At 35.2% G+C, this 16,097-nt stretch carries 13 protein-coding genes; 7 read left to right on the plus strand and 6 right to left on the minus strand.

The features are described 5' to 3' along the window. Positions 1 to 77: 77 nt before the first annotated feature. A complete protein-coding gene (locus tag FLACHUCJ7_RS01470) occupies positions 78 to 1,244 on the plus strand; it encodes a chromate transporter (protein ID WP_180907657.1) in 1,167 nt (388 codons plus the stop codon). Further along, a complete protein-coding gene (locus FLACHUCJ7_RS01475; RefSeq protein WP_180907658.1) occupies positions 1,241 to 1,969 on the plus strand; it encodes a superoxide dismutase in 729 nt (242 codons plus the stop codon). The genes FLACHUCJ7_RS01470 and FLACHUCJ7_RS01475 overlap by 4 nt, the downstream gene beginning before the upstream one ends. 472 nt (positions 1,970 to 2,441) lie before the next feature. Here FLACHUCJ7_RS01475 and FLACHUCJ7_RS01480 read toward each other — a convergent pair whose 3' ends face one another. Together FLACHUCJ7_RS01480 and mobC are read right to left on the minus strand one after the other, a co-directional pair. Further along, positions 2,442 to 2,795 (minus strand): hypothetical protein, encoded by a 354-nt coding sequence (locus tag FLACHUCJ7_RS01480; RefSeq protein WP_180907659.1) that lies wholly within the window; start codon positions 2,793 to 2,795, stop codon positions 2,442 to 2,444. 489 nt (positions 2,796 to 3,284) lie between these two features. Further along, positions 3,285 to 5,285: a conjugal transfer protein MobC gene (gene mobC / locus FLACHUCJ7_RS01485; protein ID WP_180907660.1), complete on the minus strand. Its 2,001-nt coding sequence runs from the start codon at positions 5,283 to 5,285 to the stop codon at positions 3,285 to 3,287. 187 nt (positions 5,286 to 5,472) lie between these two features. On the opposite strand from mobC, the gene FLACHUCJ7_RS01490 reads away from it, so the two are divergent. Next, positions 5,473 to 5,757, plus strand: coding sequence for a hypothetical protein (locus FLACHUCJ7_RS01490; RefSeq protein ID WP_180907661.1), 285 nt, complete (start codon positions 5,473 to 5,475; stop codon positions 5,755 to 5,757). A 76-nt stretch (positions 5,758 to 5,833) separates the two neighbouring features. On the opposite strand, the gene mobB is transcribed toward FLACHUCJ7_RS01490, so the two are convergent. Together mobB and mobA are read right to left on the minus strand one after the other, a co-directional pair. Beyond that, on the minus strand, positions 5,834 to 7,120 hold the full coding sequence (mobB, locus tag FLACHUCJ7_RS01495; RefSeq protein WP_180907662.1) for a conjugal transfer protein MobB: 1,287 nt from the start codon (positions 7,118 to 7,120) through the stop codon (positions 5,834 to 5,836). Between the two features lie 2 nt (positions 7,121 to 7,122). After that, the gene (gene mobA / locus FLACHUCJ7_RS01500) at positions 7,123 to 7,560 is read right to left on the minus strand and encodes a conjugal transfer protein MobA (protein ID WP_180907663.1); all 438 of its coding nucleotides are present in this window, start codon (positions 7,558 to 7,560) and stop codon (positions 7,123 to 7,125) included. A gap of 764 nt (positions 7,561 to 8,324) precedes the next feature. Here mobA and FLACHUCJ7_RS01505 point away from each other — a divergent pair. Genes FLACHUCJ7_RS01505 through FLACHUCJ7_RS01520 form a run of 4 tightly spaced genes read left to right on the plus strand, consistent with a single transcriptional unit; the run spans position 8,325 to position 11,563 of the window. Further along, a complete protein-coding gene (locus tag FLACHUCJ7_RS01505) occupies positions 8,325 to 9,092 on the plus strand; it encodes a ParA family protein (protein ID WP_180907664.1) in 768 nt (255 codons plus the stop codon). Positions 9,093 to 9,096: 4 nt separating this feature from the next. Next, complete coding sequence (locus FLACHUCJ7_RS01510) at positions 9,097 to 9,534, plus strand: DUF3408 domain-containing protein (RefSeq protein ID WP_180907665.1); 438 nt, start codon at positions 9,097 to 9,099, stop codon at positions 9,532 to 9,534. Between the two features lie 11 nt (positions 9,535 to 9,545). Continuing rightward, positions 9,546 to 10,181 carry a conjugal transfer protein TraD gene (locus FLACHUCJ7_RS01515; protein ID WP_180907666.1) on the plus strand — a complete coding sequence of 212 codons (636 nt, stop codon included), beginning with the start codon at positions 9,546 to 9,548 and terminating at the stop codon, positions 10,179 to 10,181. 29 nt (positions 10,182 to 10,210) lie between these two features. Next, entirely contained in the window at positions 10,211 to 11,563 is a 1,353-nt protein-coding gene (locus tag FLACHUCJ7_RS01520) for a hypothetical protein (protein WP_180907667.1), read from the plus strand. A gap of 280 nt (positions 11,564 to 11,843) precedes the next feature. On the opposite strand, the gene FLACHUCJ7_RS01525 is transcribed toward FLACHUCJ7_RS01520, so the two are convergent. Together FLACHUCJ7_RS01525 and FLACHUCJ7_RS01530 are read right to left on the minus strand one after the other, a co-directional pair. After that, on the minus strand, positions 11,844 to 14,948 hold the full coding sequence (locus FLACHUCJ7_RS01525; RefSeq protein ID WP_180907668.1) for a type I restriction endonuclease subunit R: 3,105 nt from the start codon (positions 14,946 to 14,948) through the stop codon (positions 11,844 to 11,846). Continuing rightward, entirely contained in the window at positions 14,935 to 16,095 is a 1,161-nt protein-coding gene (locus tag FLACHUCJ7_RS01530; RefSeq protein WP_180907669.1) for an AAA family ATPase, read from the minus strand. The genes FLACHUCJ7_RS01525 and FLACHUCJ7_RS01530 overlap by 14 nt, the downstream gene beginning before the upstream one ends. Positions 16,096 to 16,097 lie beyond the last annotated feature (2 nt).

A 16,097-nucleotide genomic window follows, 5' to 3' on the forward strand; every position in this document is an offset into this window, starting at 1 on the left:
CAGATACAAAAGGTAAACAGCATACTATTTCTATTTGGTTACTATTCATAGTTTTGTTTTTTAAATGGAAAACAAAAATGAAAGAGAACCCAAGATATAGTTTAAAAGAATTACTTCTTTATTTCCTAAAATTAGGTACAATTGGTTTTGGTGGTCCAGTAGCATTAGTTGGCTATATGCACCGAGATTTAGTAGAAAATAGAAAATGGGTTTCAGAAGAAGAATATAAAGAAGGTTTAGCTTTAGCACAATTAGCACCAGGCCCATTAGCGGCGCAATTGGCGATTTACCTTGGATTTGTACATTATAGTTTTTTAGGAGCAACTTTGATAGGATTTGCTTTTGTTTTGCCCTCTTTTATAATGGTGGTACTATTGGGAATCGTTTATAAATTATATGGAGGATTATCTTGGATACAAGCCGTTTTTTATGGCGTAGGTGCATCAGTTATCGGTATTATTGTAATGAGTTCTTATAAGCTGACTGTAAAATCTATCGGCAAATTTAATTTAACCTCTTTTAAAACGAATTGGTTATTGTGGCTTTTTTTTATAGTTGCTATAGTTGTAACATTGGTTACGCAACAGGAACAAGTTTTATTATTTGTGTTGGCTGGGATTATATATATGTTTGTCAAAGCACCACCCAAATGGTTTAATGGTAAAACTGCCAATTCTATTGTTTTATTACAAGTTGGTTTTTGGAGCTATGACAATTCTACTCTGATGAAAATTGCCCTCTTTTTTGCCAAAGCGGGAGCATTTGTATTTGGTAGTGGATTGGCAATTGTACCTTTTTTACATTCAGGAGTGGTAGTAGAAAATCAATGGCTGACAGAACATCAATTTGTTGATGCGGTTGCGGTGGCAATGATTACACCAGGTCCTGTTGTTATTACTGTTGGCTTTATTGGTTATTTAGTTGCAGGTTTTCCGGGGGCATTGGTTGCTGCTTTAGCCACCTTTTTGCCTTGCTATTTATTCACGATTGCTTTAGCCCCATCCTTTAAGAAAATTGCTCAAAATCAATCTATCAAGGCTTTTGTTGATGGAATTACCGCAGCTGTTGTTGGGGCATTAGTTGGAGCTGTTGGTGTAATTGCTTCCAGAAGTATTTTGGATATTCCAACAACCTTAATAGCTATTGCGACAATTTTTGCTTTACTTTATATCAAGAAAATCCAAGAACCTTATATTATTGCTGTTGCAGCAGTTGTAGGGGTTGTTATAAAATTAATACTATGAACAGAAAAGACTTTTTAAAATCAAGTACCTTGTTTGGAGCAGCAGCATTAATACTTCCTACTACGAGTGCCTTTGCTGAAAATTTAGCAGACAATTCCATTGATAAATTGGTAGATGCCAATGGAAATTATATTCAGCAAACATTACCTTATAGTGAAACTTTTTTAGAACCCTATATGGATGCCGAAACTTTACACCTGCATTATACTTTTCATCACGGTGGAGCAGTAAAAGGAGCGAACAAAGATTTGCAAATGATAAAAAAAGCATTAGACGAAAACAATTTGGAAACAGTTGATTTTTGGACTAAAAAACTATCCTATCATTTTTCATCACATATTTTGCATTCCATATTTTGGACAAATCTTACGAATAAAAGCAACTTACCAAAAGGAGATTTGCTGAAACGAATTGAAAAAAGTTTTGGTAGTTTCGACAGATTGAAAGTTCTAATTGCAGCAACTGCCAAAAATGTTGATGGTAATGGTTGGGGTATTGTAGCATATCAACCTTATAGTGATAGTTTGGTAGTTCTACAATGTGAAAACCACGAAAAACTAACACAATGGGGAGCGATTCCAATATTAGTTATTGATGTTTGGGAGCACGCTTATTATTTGAAATACAAAAACAAACGGACTGATTTTGTGGATGCCCTTTTTAATATTATTAATTGGGATAATGTAGCGTTGCGATTGAATGACGCATTAAAATTGACTCTATAAAAAAATTGCGGTTATTTTTTTGGAGTTATACACTTAGCATCTGTTTTATATGTTTTTGATATATTGGTTTGGCATATTAAGTTTAGCTTTTTTAAGTATGTTTTTTTAGGATATTAGAGTAATGTTTTTACATCGTAAGAAGCTGAAAAAGTCCTGTTTTTAGTTAGAATATTAAAAGAGTTACTACTGTTTTTAAATTTCCAAATTTTCAATACAAGTTCCCGTAAAGAATTCACTTCTTCTATAATGCCCTCAAAATTCTCCTTTTATAGCTAGGCGATCTTTAAAATAGATATATACATATATTCAGGAATTATGATTTGATGCAGTGAGTTTTTTTGTGGTCATAGATTGCCCTATCTTGTTTTACCAACTTGAATCATTTGCAAATTTGAAAAATTAGCCATGTTTTCTTTACTATATTCTTTGTGATTCCCTTTTGTAGTTTTAATAATATCTCCGTCTACAAATCTCATTCTCCTGAAAATTGTATAGTAAACATTTGATTCGAAAAATCATAAATACGGGTCTGTCCTTCTTCATAAAAGGTTTTTTCTGCTAGTTCTTGTACTTCTTTTGTAGATAAATATGCCATTATTTTTTCATCCTTAAAATTTATGATTTCTCCTTTTTTTATTAATTCAAACTCTTTGTAATTGACTGAAATTGTTTGTGGGTAGTTGTATATTTTATTTCCGTTTGCATCATTGAAACTTATTCTGTTTTGCTCTTTATGGTAGGTGTATAATCCACCGTTTTTTTTATTATGAAGCAATAAGGTTACATCATTATCTATAATTGTTATCTCATATGTGGTCTTAATCATGACTTAATTGTTTAAATATTCCATTTTCATTCTGAATTCTTTTCTTGGAATAGGATATTATTGTGTTTACAAATTAATTATTTTACTTTAAAGTTTTCTAAAATAGGAGTTGTCAAATTCTAGAAAAAAAACAATCAAAAATCAGTATGAATATTTAGTGATGGATTGATTGTAATTTAGGATTTATTCTTTGGTTATTACATTTATCAAAAAAGGCATATTGCAATAAAAAGTCTTGTTGGAAATTTCTTAAAAATTATTTTTAGGCAAAAGTACTATCGTAATTATTTATTTACAAAAATGATTTGATTAATTGGTCTGTACAATACCCACTTTTAGTGATATTTAATAAAGTTCAATTAAAATCATTGAGTTATATATTTAGTTTAGGTATTATTTGATTTTGATAAATAGGTATTACTATGATCATTCTTTCAATTGTTTTGTGAAATATTGTTTCCTTGAAAAATAAATCTATTAATGTTCTTTTTATTCCTTTTTAACAAGGTATTCTAAATCAGGATCATTTTTAATACGTTCCAATTCACTTTCAATAACCAGAACAATGTCCCGTTTTATCTGTTTGTAATTGGCTTCAATTTCATGCTTCATCCTGTCTTCACCTTGTGCATCTACAAAGGATAAAATCTCTGGTATTTTTTGATAGGCTTTGGTTTCGGCAGCTACCTTATCATTGTCCACAACAATTTCAGCATGGAAGATTTTCTGTTCTATGCGTTCATCAAAATTGTCTGATACAGCCCCTACAAAAACACCTTGGGTCAATGTAGAAATTTTAGATGCAGGTATGAGGCTGTCCAATTGTGTGGATATTGAAGTAGATGTATCATTTCTATTGATTGATACACTTTGGCGTTTCTGCAAAACTTTCCCGAAACGTTCCGAAAGGCTTTTTGCCGTTTCGCCAACCACTTGTCCACTAAAAATATTACCGACTGTATTTTGTATAACCTTGGCCTCTTTGTCACCATAATCCCGTATCAATTGAGAGTAATCCTGAAAGCCCAAACAAACGGCCACTTTATTACTTCTGGCAGTTGCAATAAGGTTATCCAGTCCTCTAAAGTAAATTGTTGGCAACTCATCAATGATGACAGAACTTTTTAATTGTCCTTTCTTATTAATGAGTTTCACTATTCTTGAATTGTATAATCCCAGTGCTGCGGAATAGATATTTTGACGATCGGGATTGTTACCTACACATAATATTTTCGGCTCTTTCGGATTGTTTATGTCCAGCGAGAAATCATCTCCGGTCATAACCCAATACAATTGCGGGCTAATCATTCTTGACAAAGGAATTTTTGCCGATGCAATCTGTCCTTGTAATTGGTCTTGCGCTCCGCTTTGCCACGCATCCATAAAAGGCGATAGATAGTTTTCCAAGTCGGGATATGAGGTAAGAATGGTAAATACGTCAGAATACTTTTTGTTCAGCAATTCAATAGCGTGTGGAAAAGTACAGTATTTACCATCCTCATAGATTTTCAGATACCAGATAATGGCAGCCAATAGGATAATTGGACTTTCCACGAAAAAATCGCCCTGCTTCTGTATCCAGCTACGGTTGAGATTCAGCATTATAGTATAAGCTGCTTCGTAAGCATCGGATATATCCGTCATAAAGTCGGGATTGAGCGGATTACAACGGTGGCTCTTACGTGGGTCGTCAAAGTTGATAACGTAAAATTTGGGTTGAACTTTGTACTTATCTCGGTGCTTCAATAAATGATTGTAGGCAATGGTAGAAAGGTCGTCAAACTTAAAATCGTAGATGTACATCGCAAATCCCTTTTCAATTTGTTGCTTGATGTAGTTGTTTATGATAGCATACGATTTTCCTGAACCTGGAGTTCCCAACACAATCGAGGCTCGAAAAGGATTGACTATATTTATCCAGCCGTTGTTCCATTTTCCTTTATAATAAAATTTTGTGGGAAGATTGACAGAATATTCGTTTTCCATCAATTTGGTTTCCTGTTGGAAACTCTCGTTTTCATTATTGAAAACATCGTCCATTAGGTTGGTGCGGAGCAATCGGCTCATCCAAACTCCGGCTACCATTAAAGCGATATAGCCTAAACCTGTGGTAAGGATATAAAGGATTGTGGCGGTAATTATTGATAGCTTTAATAAAGGTGTGTTCAGAAAAAACAGAACAAAGCCAATTCCCAAAGCCACATAAATTTTAGTCCAGGTTATCTTTTCATTCTTTACGCCTTTTGTTCCCAAACAGCTTAATGCCAGCAATACCAAAGCAAACATTTTAGTATATAAGGTATGTGAAAATAGTCCGGCAGTACGCTGAAAATTGCCTAATATTTTGTTGATTACTTCTAAAGTCCAACCACGTTCTATAAAGAAACCGTAGCAGAACCAATAAAGGTGCATCAGTACCAAAAGGATACTTACTGCCCGCATAAAAGCCATTATTTTGGCAAGTCCTCTTAAATCGTCTTCTCCCTGCATTTTTTAAAATTTTTAAATGTTCGGGCGTTAATTTAAAGGCTCTAAATAGTAACTATAAGAATGTGGCAGTCATTGGCGGTAAGTGGCAGTGTTTGGCTTAAGCATAAAAATTTATCTTGTTTACGGAAACCCGTAAAATGTATTGTCAACAAATTTTTAATTTTAATGAAATTTAAAAATATATTTTATGGTAGAATTTGATGAGAATGACTTGGTCAATCAAGATTATGAAAACACAACCACCAAAGGCGACAATCCAGATTACACGGCTATTCGTGATCGGGAACGTGTAAATAAAAAGGAACTATATGAAGTGGTATACTTCTGTAATGCTTTCTTAAAAGAGCATAATCTAAAAAACAAAACAAGTTTTCAAAAAGTTGAGAAGCTAATTAGACTTCCTGAAGCCAGTAGCATTGTAATGCGAGACAAACTAAATGTTTTTGTTGCTCAAAATTGGAATAAATCTTAGTAAAAGTACTTCTTGTTAAAACCGGAGCTATCCGATAAAAAAGTTAAATACTTTTCGGATAGTTACGATTTTATCTTTAATGACCTGTTCTTCTTTTTCTTTTCTTCTTCATCTTATTAGAAAAATCCTGCTCCTCGTAATCTTCGCCCTGTGTTTCGGGCAATAAACCTCCTAATGCCTCAATCAAACCGTCTTCGTGTTTTTCAGTAGTACTCAGGAAATCGAACAAATGATGTGGTTCTTCCGTAGGAAGATCTGGATTATTTGGTCTTGATATTTTCGATTGTAGTTCAACAGACTCTTTTATTTCTGGTTTGATATTATTGTTCCAATAATCATTAAAGGTATTAGCAGAAAGTTCCTTATCCAAGCGTGAACCATTCCAAACGGCTTTAGAATTATGGTCTATAAAAGTTATTCCGTAAATACGCCCTGTGTCATTTCTACGCACCACTACGTTAATGCCCTGTTCGGCTAACTGTTTTTTAAAAGCCTGCTCATCATTTGTTGATTTCAGTGCAATACTAACGGCTGATTGCAACGTTTTTTGGCTTGGGTGATTTTTCAAGGCAGTTCTACTTTTCTCAAAATGCAATTCCAAAGCCGGAAGCCCAGCGTTCTTTCCGAAAAGCGAAGCCTTGAACGGATGTCCAGCTCTTTCTCCTTTTTCAGTCAAAGGGATGTACAATAAACCCCGTTGCATCTTTCCCTGCAATTCGCCCTCCACTTTTTCTGTAGTAATATTGAACAGCGAAAGCAAAGCGTTGTATTCTCCCAAAGTTTGATATTGATAATAGTTAGGCAGGTGGCGGACTACTGAAGCTATCTGACTTTTCACATCGCCTGCACGATAATCTATCGGACGGAAAATTTTGTCGTTTGGCTTATGTTCTTTATTCACTGCGGATATTAATTCGTGTTTCCTTTCAAGTTCACGGCATACATTCATAGACCTCATTTTCTCGAATTTATCTGAAATCTTTTTGCCCTCTTCATCCACGCAAACCGATACAATATGGATATGATTGCGGTCAATATCCGTGTGTTTGAATACCACAAAAGGCTGTTCTCCGTAACCCATTTCCCGCATGTATTCTTCCGCCATTTCCCTGAACCTGTCATCACTTACCATATCTTTTGGATCGGGATTGAGCGAAATATGCAAGGTATGTTTCTCGGTATTGCGATTGGCTATCAGATAAGGGGCAAAAGATTGGGCTAATTGTGCAACAGAATAATGACCATTAGCGGTTTCAATCATTTTATTAGCAAACAAAATTTTTCCGTTTTCATTCTCTACTTTGAGCTGATTGTATGCCAATGCTCCGTATAAATTTCCACTTCTTCCGATTTTTGCTATCATTTCTAAGGCTGGTTTTTCAGATGTTTTGCTTCAAATTCTTCGGTTATCTGAATGATTTTTTGGCATAATACCGCCATTTCTGCTGTCTGTTTTTCCAATTTGTAGAGAAACGCTACGGCTTTTTTCTCGGAAAAATGACGGTACAATAGCTTCACAATCTGATTATAATTCACGCCTATGGAGCGAAATTGACTGTGAAACGAGGTCAATCGCATATAAAAATCAACCGTTCCTTTATCAATTTTAATCGATTTCATTTCCTTATTAAACAGCTGGGAAATGATGAATTTTGCTTTATTGGGCATTCCCGATGCTTCAAAAAGCGATAAAAGTTTGGCGTTTTCTTCGTCTGTAAGACGGAAAACATGACGGTGTATGCTTGGGTCGGTTTTTGGTTTCCGTCCGCCCTTATTCTGTTTTTTGTTACTGTTCTCGTTCATCACTAATCCATTTTTAATTCACACAAAACCTCGACTTCGGAGTGGTTTTTTCAGCTCCCAGCAGGGCAAGTTGTTTTGAGGCACGAACTCGGTTTCGAGTGCCTCAAAACACAACTTGCCGTGTTCTGTTGAACACAAAAATCCGCCCTGCGGGACGGATTAAATGTAACAGGGAAAACGGCTCGATGCCGTTCTGCTTAGAGTCCATTTTGCCAAGAGGCTTTTGCATAAATCCGTTAATAAAAATCACTTCACAAAGTAAAGCCCTGTTTACAAAAGGATTACATAGTACAGCAGTGCCAAACACTGCCTTTGAATGCCAAAGACTACCACACCTATAAAATGAAATGAAAATGATTAGTTCTTTGCCTTTGAATGTCGGCAGGAAGACAGTCAGCCCGTACTTCAGGACGAACGGATTGAGTACATCCAAGATAGCAGATAATTCGGCTTTCCTGATTGCAAGAATGCAAGAATGCAAGAATTCAGGAATTCAGGAATTCAGGAATCTCAGAAAGCGTGACAGCTTGCTATCAAAATATCTTGCTCTCTAGATTGACGGAACATACGAAAGACGGCAATCCTGCCTGATAAGATACGGGAATGAATACAGTACTGCTGTATTGCAAAAATGCAGGCAATCAGAAATTCCGGCAGGCAAATTTGATGGCTATCCTGCAAGAAAGATAGAACGAAATCAGCATAGCCTGCCTGATAGTCTTCAAGACTAAAGCAGGAATATATAAACTTTAAATTTTAAAAATATGAATACAAAAAAGAAACCTCTGTTTATTGCATTTTCATCTCAAAAAGGAGGTGTTGGCAAAAGTACATTTACAACGCTTGTTGCCAGTACAATGCATTATCGTTTGGGCTATAATGTAGCCGTATTTGATGCTGATTTTCCACAACACAGTCTTATGAAAATGAAGACAAGGGATTTGGCAATGGTTATGGAAAATGAGGCTTTGAAAAAGCTGGCGTACAAACAATTTACCACTATCAATAAAAAAGCCTACCCAATTATGCAATACAAAGCGGATAACGTATTGCAATCGGCTCACGAATTTGTAAATGCTTCTTCAGTTCCTCTTGATGTTGTATTCTTTGACCTGCCCGGAACCGTGAACACGCCTGGCATTCTGAAAGCATTAGCTGGAATGAATCACATTTTTACGCCCATCACGGCAGACCGTCTAGTAATGGAAAGTACGCTCATCTTCACACAGCTTTTGCAGGATGTGATTATGAAAAAGGGGGAAACTTCCATAGAAACCATTAACCTTTTCTGGAATCAGGTAGATGGCAGGGAAAGCACACCTTTATATGGAGTGTACAATCAGCTGATTGAACAATTAGGGTTAAGTCTAATGCAAAGCCAAGTCAAGAACAGCACACGTTTTCGCAAAGAAAGTGAAATGGACAGCAGAACCGTTTTCCGTTCTACCGTAATGCCTCCCGATGAACGCTTGATGAAAGCATGTCAGTTAGACCTGTTTATAGAAGAATTACTAAAAATCATTCAATTATAGCCTTATGGAGAAAGATAATAAAAGAAAAGTTACTCCGGACATTAACGAAGAATTGATGATGAACCTGATGGTTGATGGCGTTAAAAAAGAAGGAATACATCTCCCGCCTGAAGCAATCGAAGAGCCAGAAAAAGTAGATAACAAGGAGGAAGAATTACTACGAAGCAAACCTGCACAAAGGGAAAAGAACCGAACAAAGAAAAGCCTTGACGGAAGTTATGGTGTCCATTTTTTGAGAACCCACTCAATGACGAAGCGTGGAGATAAAAGTATTTACATCAGGCAGGAATATCACGAACGGTTATCCCGCATCGTACAGGTTATAGGGAAAGATGAGATACCGATGTATGCCTATCTTGACAATATTCTGGAACATCATTTTGAACTATTTGAGAAAGCAATTACCGATGATTTTAATGAAAAATTTAAACCCATTTTTTAAAATATTTGATTATGGAAATAGTAATTGTGATATGCCTGCTGATAGTTATTGTCCTGCTTTTGCAGGATAAGATTGTCATTAATGACAGGTGGGGGCAAAAATCGAAACAGGAAAAAATCAATCCAAATCTGCCTGATATTATGGGACAACCAAAACCTGTTGAACGCCTTTCAGTGCCAAACACTGCCAATAAAAGCCAAATAGAGGAACAAGAGATAAACCCTGATAATTTAGACATTGAATACGACGAAAATGAAAACGTAGGTATTCAAATTCCGCAGGAAGAGCTGGACGAAGTTTTCAGAAATATACCTGATTTGGAGGAAGAGGAAGAAGAATGGAACAGGTATGGAATATCCGGTGGCGATGACAGTCTTGCCCAAGGGGTTACCTATGACGAACTAAGCTCCGTGGGAGCGTTACTCCAAAAAGAAAATTTGGAACAAGCCCAAAAGCAAACGGCGATTGCGATAGTTCAAAGATTACAGGGTACTGAATTATTCAGCCTACTGGAAAATTCCATTGAGGGTGCTTCCCGAAAAATTGCCGAGCTTTTGGATAGCACACTTTCATCTGAAACTGAAGCCGGTTCTTCCACTTTGCGGAATAATGATTTGGGAGATTTTGATATTGGAGCGTTTGTATAGACTTCTTTATCATTTATAAATAAGAAACTATGGAAAGAGAATTGCAGACTATCAACATAGAACCAGGAAGTTTGCTTGACTTGCGTTTGAAAAAAGGCGTACTCCCTACGCTTGATATTGCAGGTCATACATTCTATGTGGATTTACAAATGGACAAACTGCGACCAAAGGACGACTTTAAATCCAAAGGAATAAACTTTACTGAAATAAAAGACTACTATGACCGTGATAGACGGGCGTATGTCATTCCCTATAATCCTACTACACACGAATTTCAGCAGGACGATGTTTCTGCAATGACCGAACTGCCTAAAGATGTTATTATCGTACAGTTCCCCAATCAGTATGAACTGGATATAGTCGGATGGAATAAAAAGTACGACAATAGTTTTATTAATCAAGACGTAAAGCAAATGCACTTTGAAGCCCGTATTCTGCCGTGGGTAGATACCAATTTGATAGAACATATAAAGCGTAATGTTGTAGAACAGCTACAGCCAAAAGAAGAATATATCGTCAATGAGCCAAAGGACAACTTGTACAGAATACCCACCGATACCGAGAGGGAACTTCCAACATATAAAATACACGGAACGGAATTTATCGTAGATGTCAATCAGTTGGAAATTCGGGAAAAAGACAACCTAAAAAATGTAATTTCTATATCGGATATCGATGAGAAAGCAATACAAGGTTATAAATTTTGGTACAGTCCGAATAATAAGAGCTTGACAACATACGCCGAGCAGGGAGCAAAATTGGTAGAGATACCCGATTTCGTAAAGCTTGACCCAATAGGAATGGCAAAAAAACATAACATTTCCGAAAATAAAATAGCGGAAATGGACGATTTCAAACTAATGGTTAATCAAGATACGTTTGATAAAATTGCCTATAAAGGGATTATACCAACGATAGATATTGCAGGACACACCTTTTATATTGACTTGTTTAATGACAAATTACATCCTAAAGATGATATTTGGTCACGAGGTATCATCTTTTCCGAACTCAAGTATTATTATTCGCACAAAGACAGCACCTTTACCATTCCTTACAACCAAAGGACACATACCTTTCAGGAAGTGAGCCTGAATGTCAAGGAAATTCCCGAAGACCTTATTGTTGTACAAATACCCAGCAAACGTACCCTTGACCCAATTTGGCAAAATAAGTCAGGAAACTTAAATAGTTCGGATTATCTTAAAAAAGAGGGAATACATCTGCATTTTGAAGCCAAAGTAATACCGTGGCATCAGACCCGACTTGCGGAAACTGTAAAGCATAACAATAGACAAGAGGTAAAAGCGGAGCAAAAACCGTCCATAAGTCTAATGCCAGAAGAAAGTACAGTAAATAAAAGAAAAGGTCGCAGAATTTAATCGAATATGCTAAATAAATAGCTAAGCTATTGCGCAGTTGCCTTTCCACTGAAACGGAAGCTAGTTCTTTCACTTTGCGGAAAAATTATTTGGAAGGGTTTGATATTGGGGAGTTTGTGTGAACTACCTAATATCATTTTTTGGTTCTACCCATCTTTCAAAATCAAATAGCCTTCTAAGTGTAACTGTAAACATTCTATCAATATTAAATTCTAGAGGAATCCAAAATGCTTGATAGAATGCTTGTTTTATCCAGATTTTAAAAGTACAATGAAGTTTTTTATATTTGGCCACCAACACCTTTAAACTTCTCAACAAATGATGCGATTTTTTGAAAAACACTCTGTTTTTTACTCAAATATTGTGGATTTAAAGGACTCATTTTAGGTAAAATAGCATTGAGTTCCGTTCCGTTTTCATTAGCAAATTCACGCTTTAAAGATGCTGCGATGTATCGTTTTGCTTCTTCCTCATTTAAATTTTCGTCTGCAATCAATTCTGAAACTTCTGTTTTCAGTTTGCCTTGCGCATATGAGTAAAATGAATCTAAAACATTCGCTTTATCTTGAATGGTTTCAAGGTCTGTTTCATTTATAAAATCTACAACTAAACTCTCTTTTGCTCTGTTACCTATACTCGCTCGAATAACCCTACGAACTTCTTCAATCAAAATGGCTTTATCTTTGTTCTTTTTATTATGCTCAAAAATCAATTCAAGAATATAATCAAGGTTTATTTCTTGAGATTTAAGCAGGTCTATTTCAAAGACAACATCATCCCAATCAATATTTGATTCTTCTGATTCTTTGCCGTTTTTTTCACGTCTTAACCAATCACGTATATCATTATAGGTAGAGCGATAATCTTGAATTGTTCGTTCTGGCAACAAGTTTATCTCTTGCATTATTGCTATGTCTTCGTCTGTTACAAAGTAAGTTTCTTTAAATGCTTCAAGAGCTTCAGTGTCGTTTATATCTATTGTTTGAAGTGCTTTAAGATTGGTAAACTCATCGTAATTCTGTAGGATGTTTTCAACTCGCAAGTACTCTCCAAATAGTTTTGAGAACTCTTTTTTATCCTTTTCTGTTACTATTTCATCGGGATTCGAGAACTTTTCATTTAGCTCCTGTACGACATCTACAAAACCTCTGCGTGCTTCTCCTGTGGTAATATCTGTAAAGCCTTCTAAAAATTCTTTATAGCTCTTTTCTAGTACTACATTTTTAGTGTTTTTGTCTCCAAATAAAGTTATGGCATTAACAGTAGCTGTTTCTAAATCTCTAAAAGTAATAATATTTCCAAAGGTTTTTGTAGCATCATAGATACGGTTGGTACGAGAAAAAGCTTGCATTAAACCATGATAACGCAAGTTCTTATCTACAAATAAGGTATTAAGTGTTGGAGCATCAAATCCAGTAAGGAACATACCCACTACAATGATAAGGTCAATTTCTTTATTCTTTACACGTTTTGCTAGGTCACGATAGTAGTTTTGGAACTCTTTACTTTCGACTCCAAAACTAGTTTTGAACATTGCATTATAGTCTTTTATTGCTTCAGTTAAAAATTCTTTAGCACTACTATCCATTGCAGAAGGTTCAAAGTTTTCATCTACTATTTCACCAATGGCACTCTGTTCTTCGTTTGCAGCATAGGAGAATATTGTTGCAATTCTTAAAGGCTTTTCATTGTCTTTTTGCTGGTTGTTTAATTCCTCATAATAACATTTAGCAGCATCCACACTACTTACTGCAAACATGGCGTTAAAACCTTTATTTCCACCTTGATTTCTGTGTGTTTTTATTCTGAAATTCTTTAGAATGTATTGAGATATTTCCTTAATTCGACCAGGATGCAAAAATGATTTTTTATTTTCTGCTGCACTTAACTTTTTCTCGTCTTGTTCTGTTTCGATACCCTTAAACTTAGGACGTACATTATTATAATCTACTTTGAATTTCAGCACTTTTTCATCCCTAATGGCGTCAGTAATTACATATGAATGCAATTCGCGACCAAATACACTTGCTGTTGTTTCTGCACCTAAAGCATTTTCAGGAAAGATTGGAGTACCTGTAAAACCAAATTGATAGAACTTTTTAAATTTTTTGTTCAGATTCTTTTGGGCCTCACCAAATTGAGAACGGTGAGCTTCATCAAAAATGAATACCACTTGCTTTTGATAAATAGCTAAATCATTCTCGCTTTTCATTAGATGGTTTAGCTTCTGAATGGTTGTGACAATTATCTTATTGTCCTCTTTTTCAATATTTCTCTTCAAACCTGCGGTACTGTCGGAACCGTTTACGCTATCTGGCGAAAATCTTTGGTATTCTTTCATAGTTTGAAAGTCCAAATCTTTACGATCTACTACAAAGAAAACTTTGTCAATGAATTCTAAATCAGTAGCTAAGCGAGCCGCTTTAAAACTGGTCAATGTTTTACCCGAACCTGTGGTGTGCCAAATATAACCACCACTTTCGACTTTCGACCACTTTTTGGCTTGGTATGAACTTGAAATTTTCCATAACATTCTCTCTGTTGCTGCAATTTGATAAGGTCGCATGATAAGCAATGTATCACTTGTATCAAAAACCGAATAGGTGAGCAACACATTTAATAAAGTGTTTTTTTGAAAAAAGGTTGTTGTAAAATCTTTAAGATCTTTAATCAATGTATTATCGGCTTTTGCCCAGTTCATCGTAAAGTCAAAACTGTTTTTATTTCGCTCCACGGTGTTAGCAAAATAACGGCTATCAGTACCATTTGTGATAACAAAAATCTGTAAGTATTTATATAGCGAGTTGCTGCTATTAAAACTCTCTTTGGAATAACGATGTAATTGATTAAAAGCTTCACGAATAGCAACGCCTCGTTTTTTAATTTCTACCTGTACCAATGGTAAGCCGTTGACTAAAATGGTAACATCATAGCGATTGGAATGGGTTCCTTTTTGTTGAAATTGTGAGATGACCTGAACCTTATTACGAGCAACATTTTTTTTGTCAACTAAGTAAATGTTTTGAATATGTCCGTCATCAAAAACAAAATCGTAGATGTAATTGTCATGAATTTTTCTTGTTTTTTCGACCAAATTATCACTTGGCTTATCTAAATATTCCTCCAAAAAACGAGACCATTCACTATCAGAAAACTCCATGTTGTTAAGCGCTTGCAATTGTACTCTTACATTTGCCAACATGGATTCAATAGTAGTCAGATTAGGATTTTCATACCCTTGATTGATTAAATCTTGAATAAATTCTTTCTCAAGAGCGGTCTCTGTTTGGTAAACAGCTGGAGTTTCATTTACCTCTAAATATTTTGTGTATGCGTCTAAAACAATAAAATTGTTCGATTCTGCTATGGTTTTATACTGTGTCATTTTCTGTTACAATTGGGATAATAGTTGATTTAAAACTGTACATTCTTTTTATTTCTTGCACTAAGAAGCCAAGAACTCTCTTATCATTTTCATCAACAATTGAAATTTCTTCACCATGATGTTTTGAATGGCTAGAAAGATTAAGTATACGATCATAATATGCTTGGCGTGAATCTTGTGGCAAAAGCTCTTCCCATTTATTGTAACCTAGAAAAGTGGATGTCTTTTCTAGTATGTTACGAAGAAAATTAAAATGATATTTTTGGATATTAACTGGTGGTTGTATGGCTTTTTCTAGTTCTGACAATAGAAACAGATGATACGAGAATGGAGAGTCACTCAATTGCTCATCTATTGAAAAAGTACCATCATCCATTTTTTCTAAACGCCACTTCATAGTTTTTTTTACTCTATTAAATTCATTGTATAAAACATTATAGAAAAGTGGATTGTGTGTAGTTATGATGAACTTCAATTCCGACGTACTGGACTTAATTTGTTTAGCAATATTTACAGCCAATTCAATCAAATGCGCATCATCTAAAGAGCTAACCGGGTCATCAATAAAGATATATTCTAAATTATTAAAAGCTGGTGTACTACGCTCCTCTGGTTCAGGAATATTCAATATTCCAATAACTTCTTCCAATAAACTATAAAATACACACCAAATAAAATTACTTTCTTCTCCCTTTGATATTTTTATATTTTCAAGACTGTCGTCACCTCCACGCTCCATAGAAAAGGTAACTTCTGAAAAGTCTTCACTGAATTTTGGTGTTATAAATGGACTAGTATAATGCTGAAAATTGGAAACTATGTTACCATCTTGACCTTGTTCTTTAAGAAAATTGAGTGCTAAATTTGTGAAACCATTTGGTCGAATTGTAAGTTTTCTATTTAAATCAGCATCCAAGTCATTATCCCAGTAGAATAGGTCTTCTGTGAACGCATTATAATAAAGCACTTTAATTCCAGTTTCTTCTTCTTCTAATTCCTCTTCCTCTTCAACATCTTTAGGAGCAACTAAAAGTCTAAATTCACGTGACAACCGTGTTTTCCCGGTGCCATTGAAAGCGTAAATCAACTGTACTTTTTTATTGGCATCTTTAAGAGTTTGTGCTATTTCAGTTAATGACTGTGCCATAT

This window comes from Flavobacterium salmonis (assembly GCF_903819435.1).
Classification (GTDB): Bacteria; Bacteroidota; Bacteroidia; order Flavobacteriales; family Flavobacteriaceae; genus Flavobacterium; species Flavobacterium chungangense.

What these genes read in the sequence shown, in the direction of transcription:
- FLACHUCJ7_RS01480 (WP_180907659.1), bottom strand. Translation starts at nt 2,795, where the DNA reads ATGATTAAGACCACATATGAGATAACAATTATAGATAATGATGTAACC.
- FLACHUCJ7_RS01515 (WP_180907666.1), top strand. Translation starts at nt 9,546, where the DNA reads ATGGAAATAGTAATTGTGATATGCCTGCTGATAGTTATTGTCCTGCTT.
- mobC (WP_180907660.1), bottom strand. Translation starts at nt 5,285, where the DNA reads ATGCAGGGAGAAGACGATTTAAGAGGACTTGCCAAAATAATGGCTTTT.
- FLACHUCJ7_RS01490 (WP_180907661.1), top strand. Translation starts at nt 5,473, where the DNA reads ATGGTAGAATTTGATGAGAATGACTTGGTCAATCAAGATTATGAAAAC.
- mobB (WP_180907662.1), bottom strand. Translation starts at nt 7,120, where the DNA reads ATGATAGCAAAAATCGGAAGAAGTGGAAATTTATACGGAGCATTGGCA.
- FLACHUCJ7_RS01510 (WP_180907665.1), top strand. Translation starts at nt 9,097, where the DNA reads ATGGAGAAAGATAATAAAAGAAAAGTTACTCCGGACATTAACGAAGAA.
- mobA (WP_180907663.1), bottom strand. Translation starts at nt 7,560, where the DNA reads ATGAACGAGAACAGTAACAAAAAACAGAATAAGGGCGGACGGAAACCA.
- FLACHUCJ7_RS01475 (WP_180907658.1), top strand. Translation starts at nt 1,241, where the DNA reads ATGAACAGAAAAGACTTTTTAAAATCAAGTACCTTGTTTGGAGCAGCA.
- FLACHUCJ7_RS01525 (WP_180907668.1), bottom strand. Translation starts at nt 14,948, where the DNA reads ATGACACAGTATAAAACCATAGCAGAATCGAACAATTTTATTGTTTTA.
- FLACHUCJ7_RS01505 (WP_180907664.1), top strand. Translation starts at nt 8,325, where the DNA reads ATGAATACAAAAAAGAAACCTCTGTTTATTGCATTTTCATCTCAAAAA.
- FLACHUCJ7_RS01520 (WP_180907667.1), top strand. Translation starts at nt 10,211, where the DNA reads ATGGAAAGAGAATTGCAGACTATCAACATAGAACCAGGAAGTTTGCTT.
- FLACHUCJ7_RS01530 (WP_180907669.1), bottom strand. Translation starts at nt 16,095, where the DNA reads ATGGCACAGTCATTAACTGAAATAGCACAAACTCTTAAAGATGCCAAT.
- FLACHUCJ7_RS01470 (WP_180907657.1), top strand. Translation starts at nt 78, where the DNA reads ATGAAAGAGAACCCAAGATATAGTTTAAAAGAATTACTTCTTTATTTC.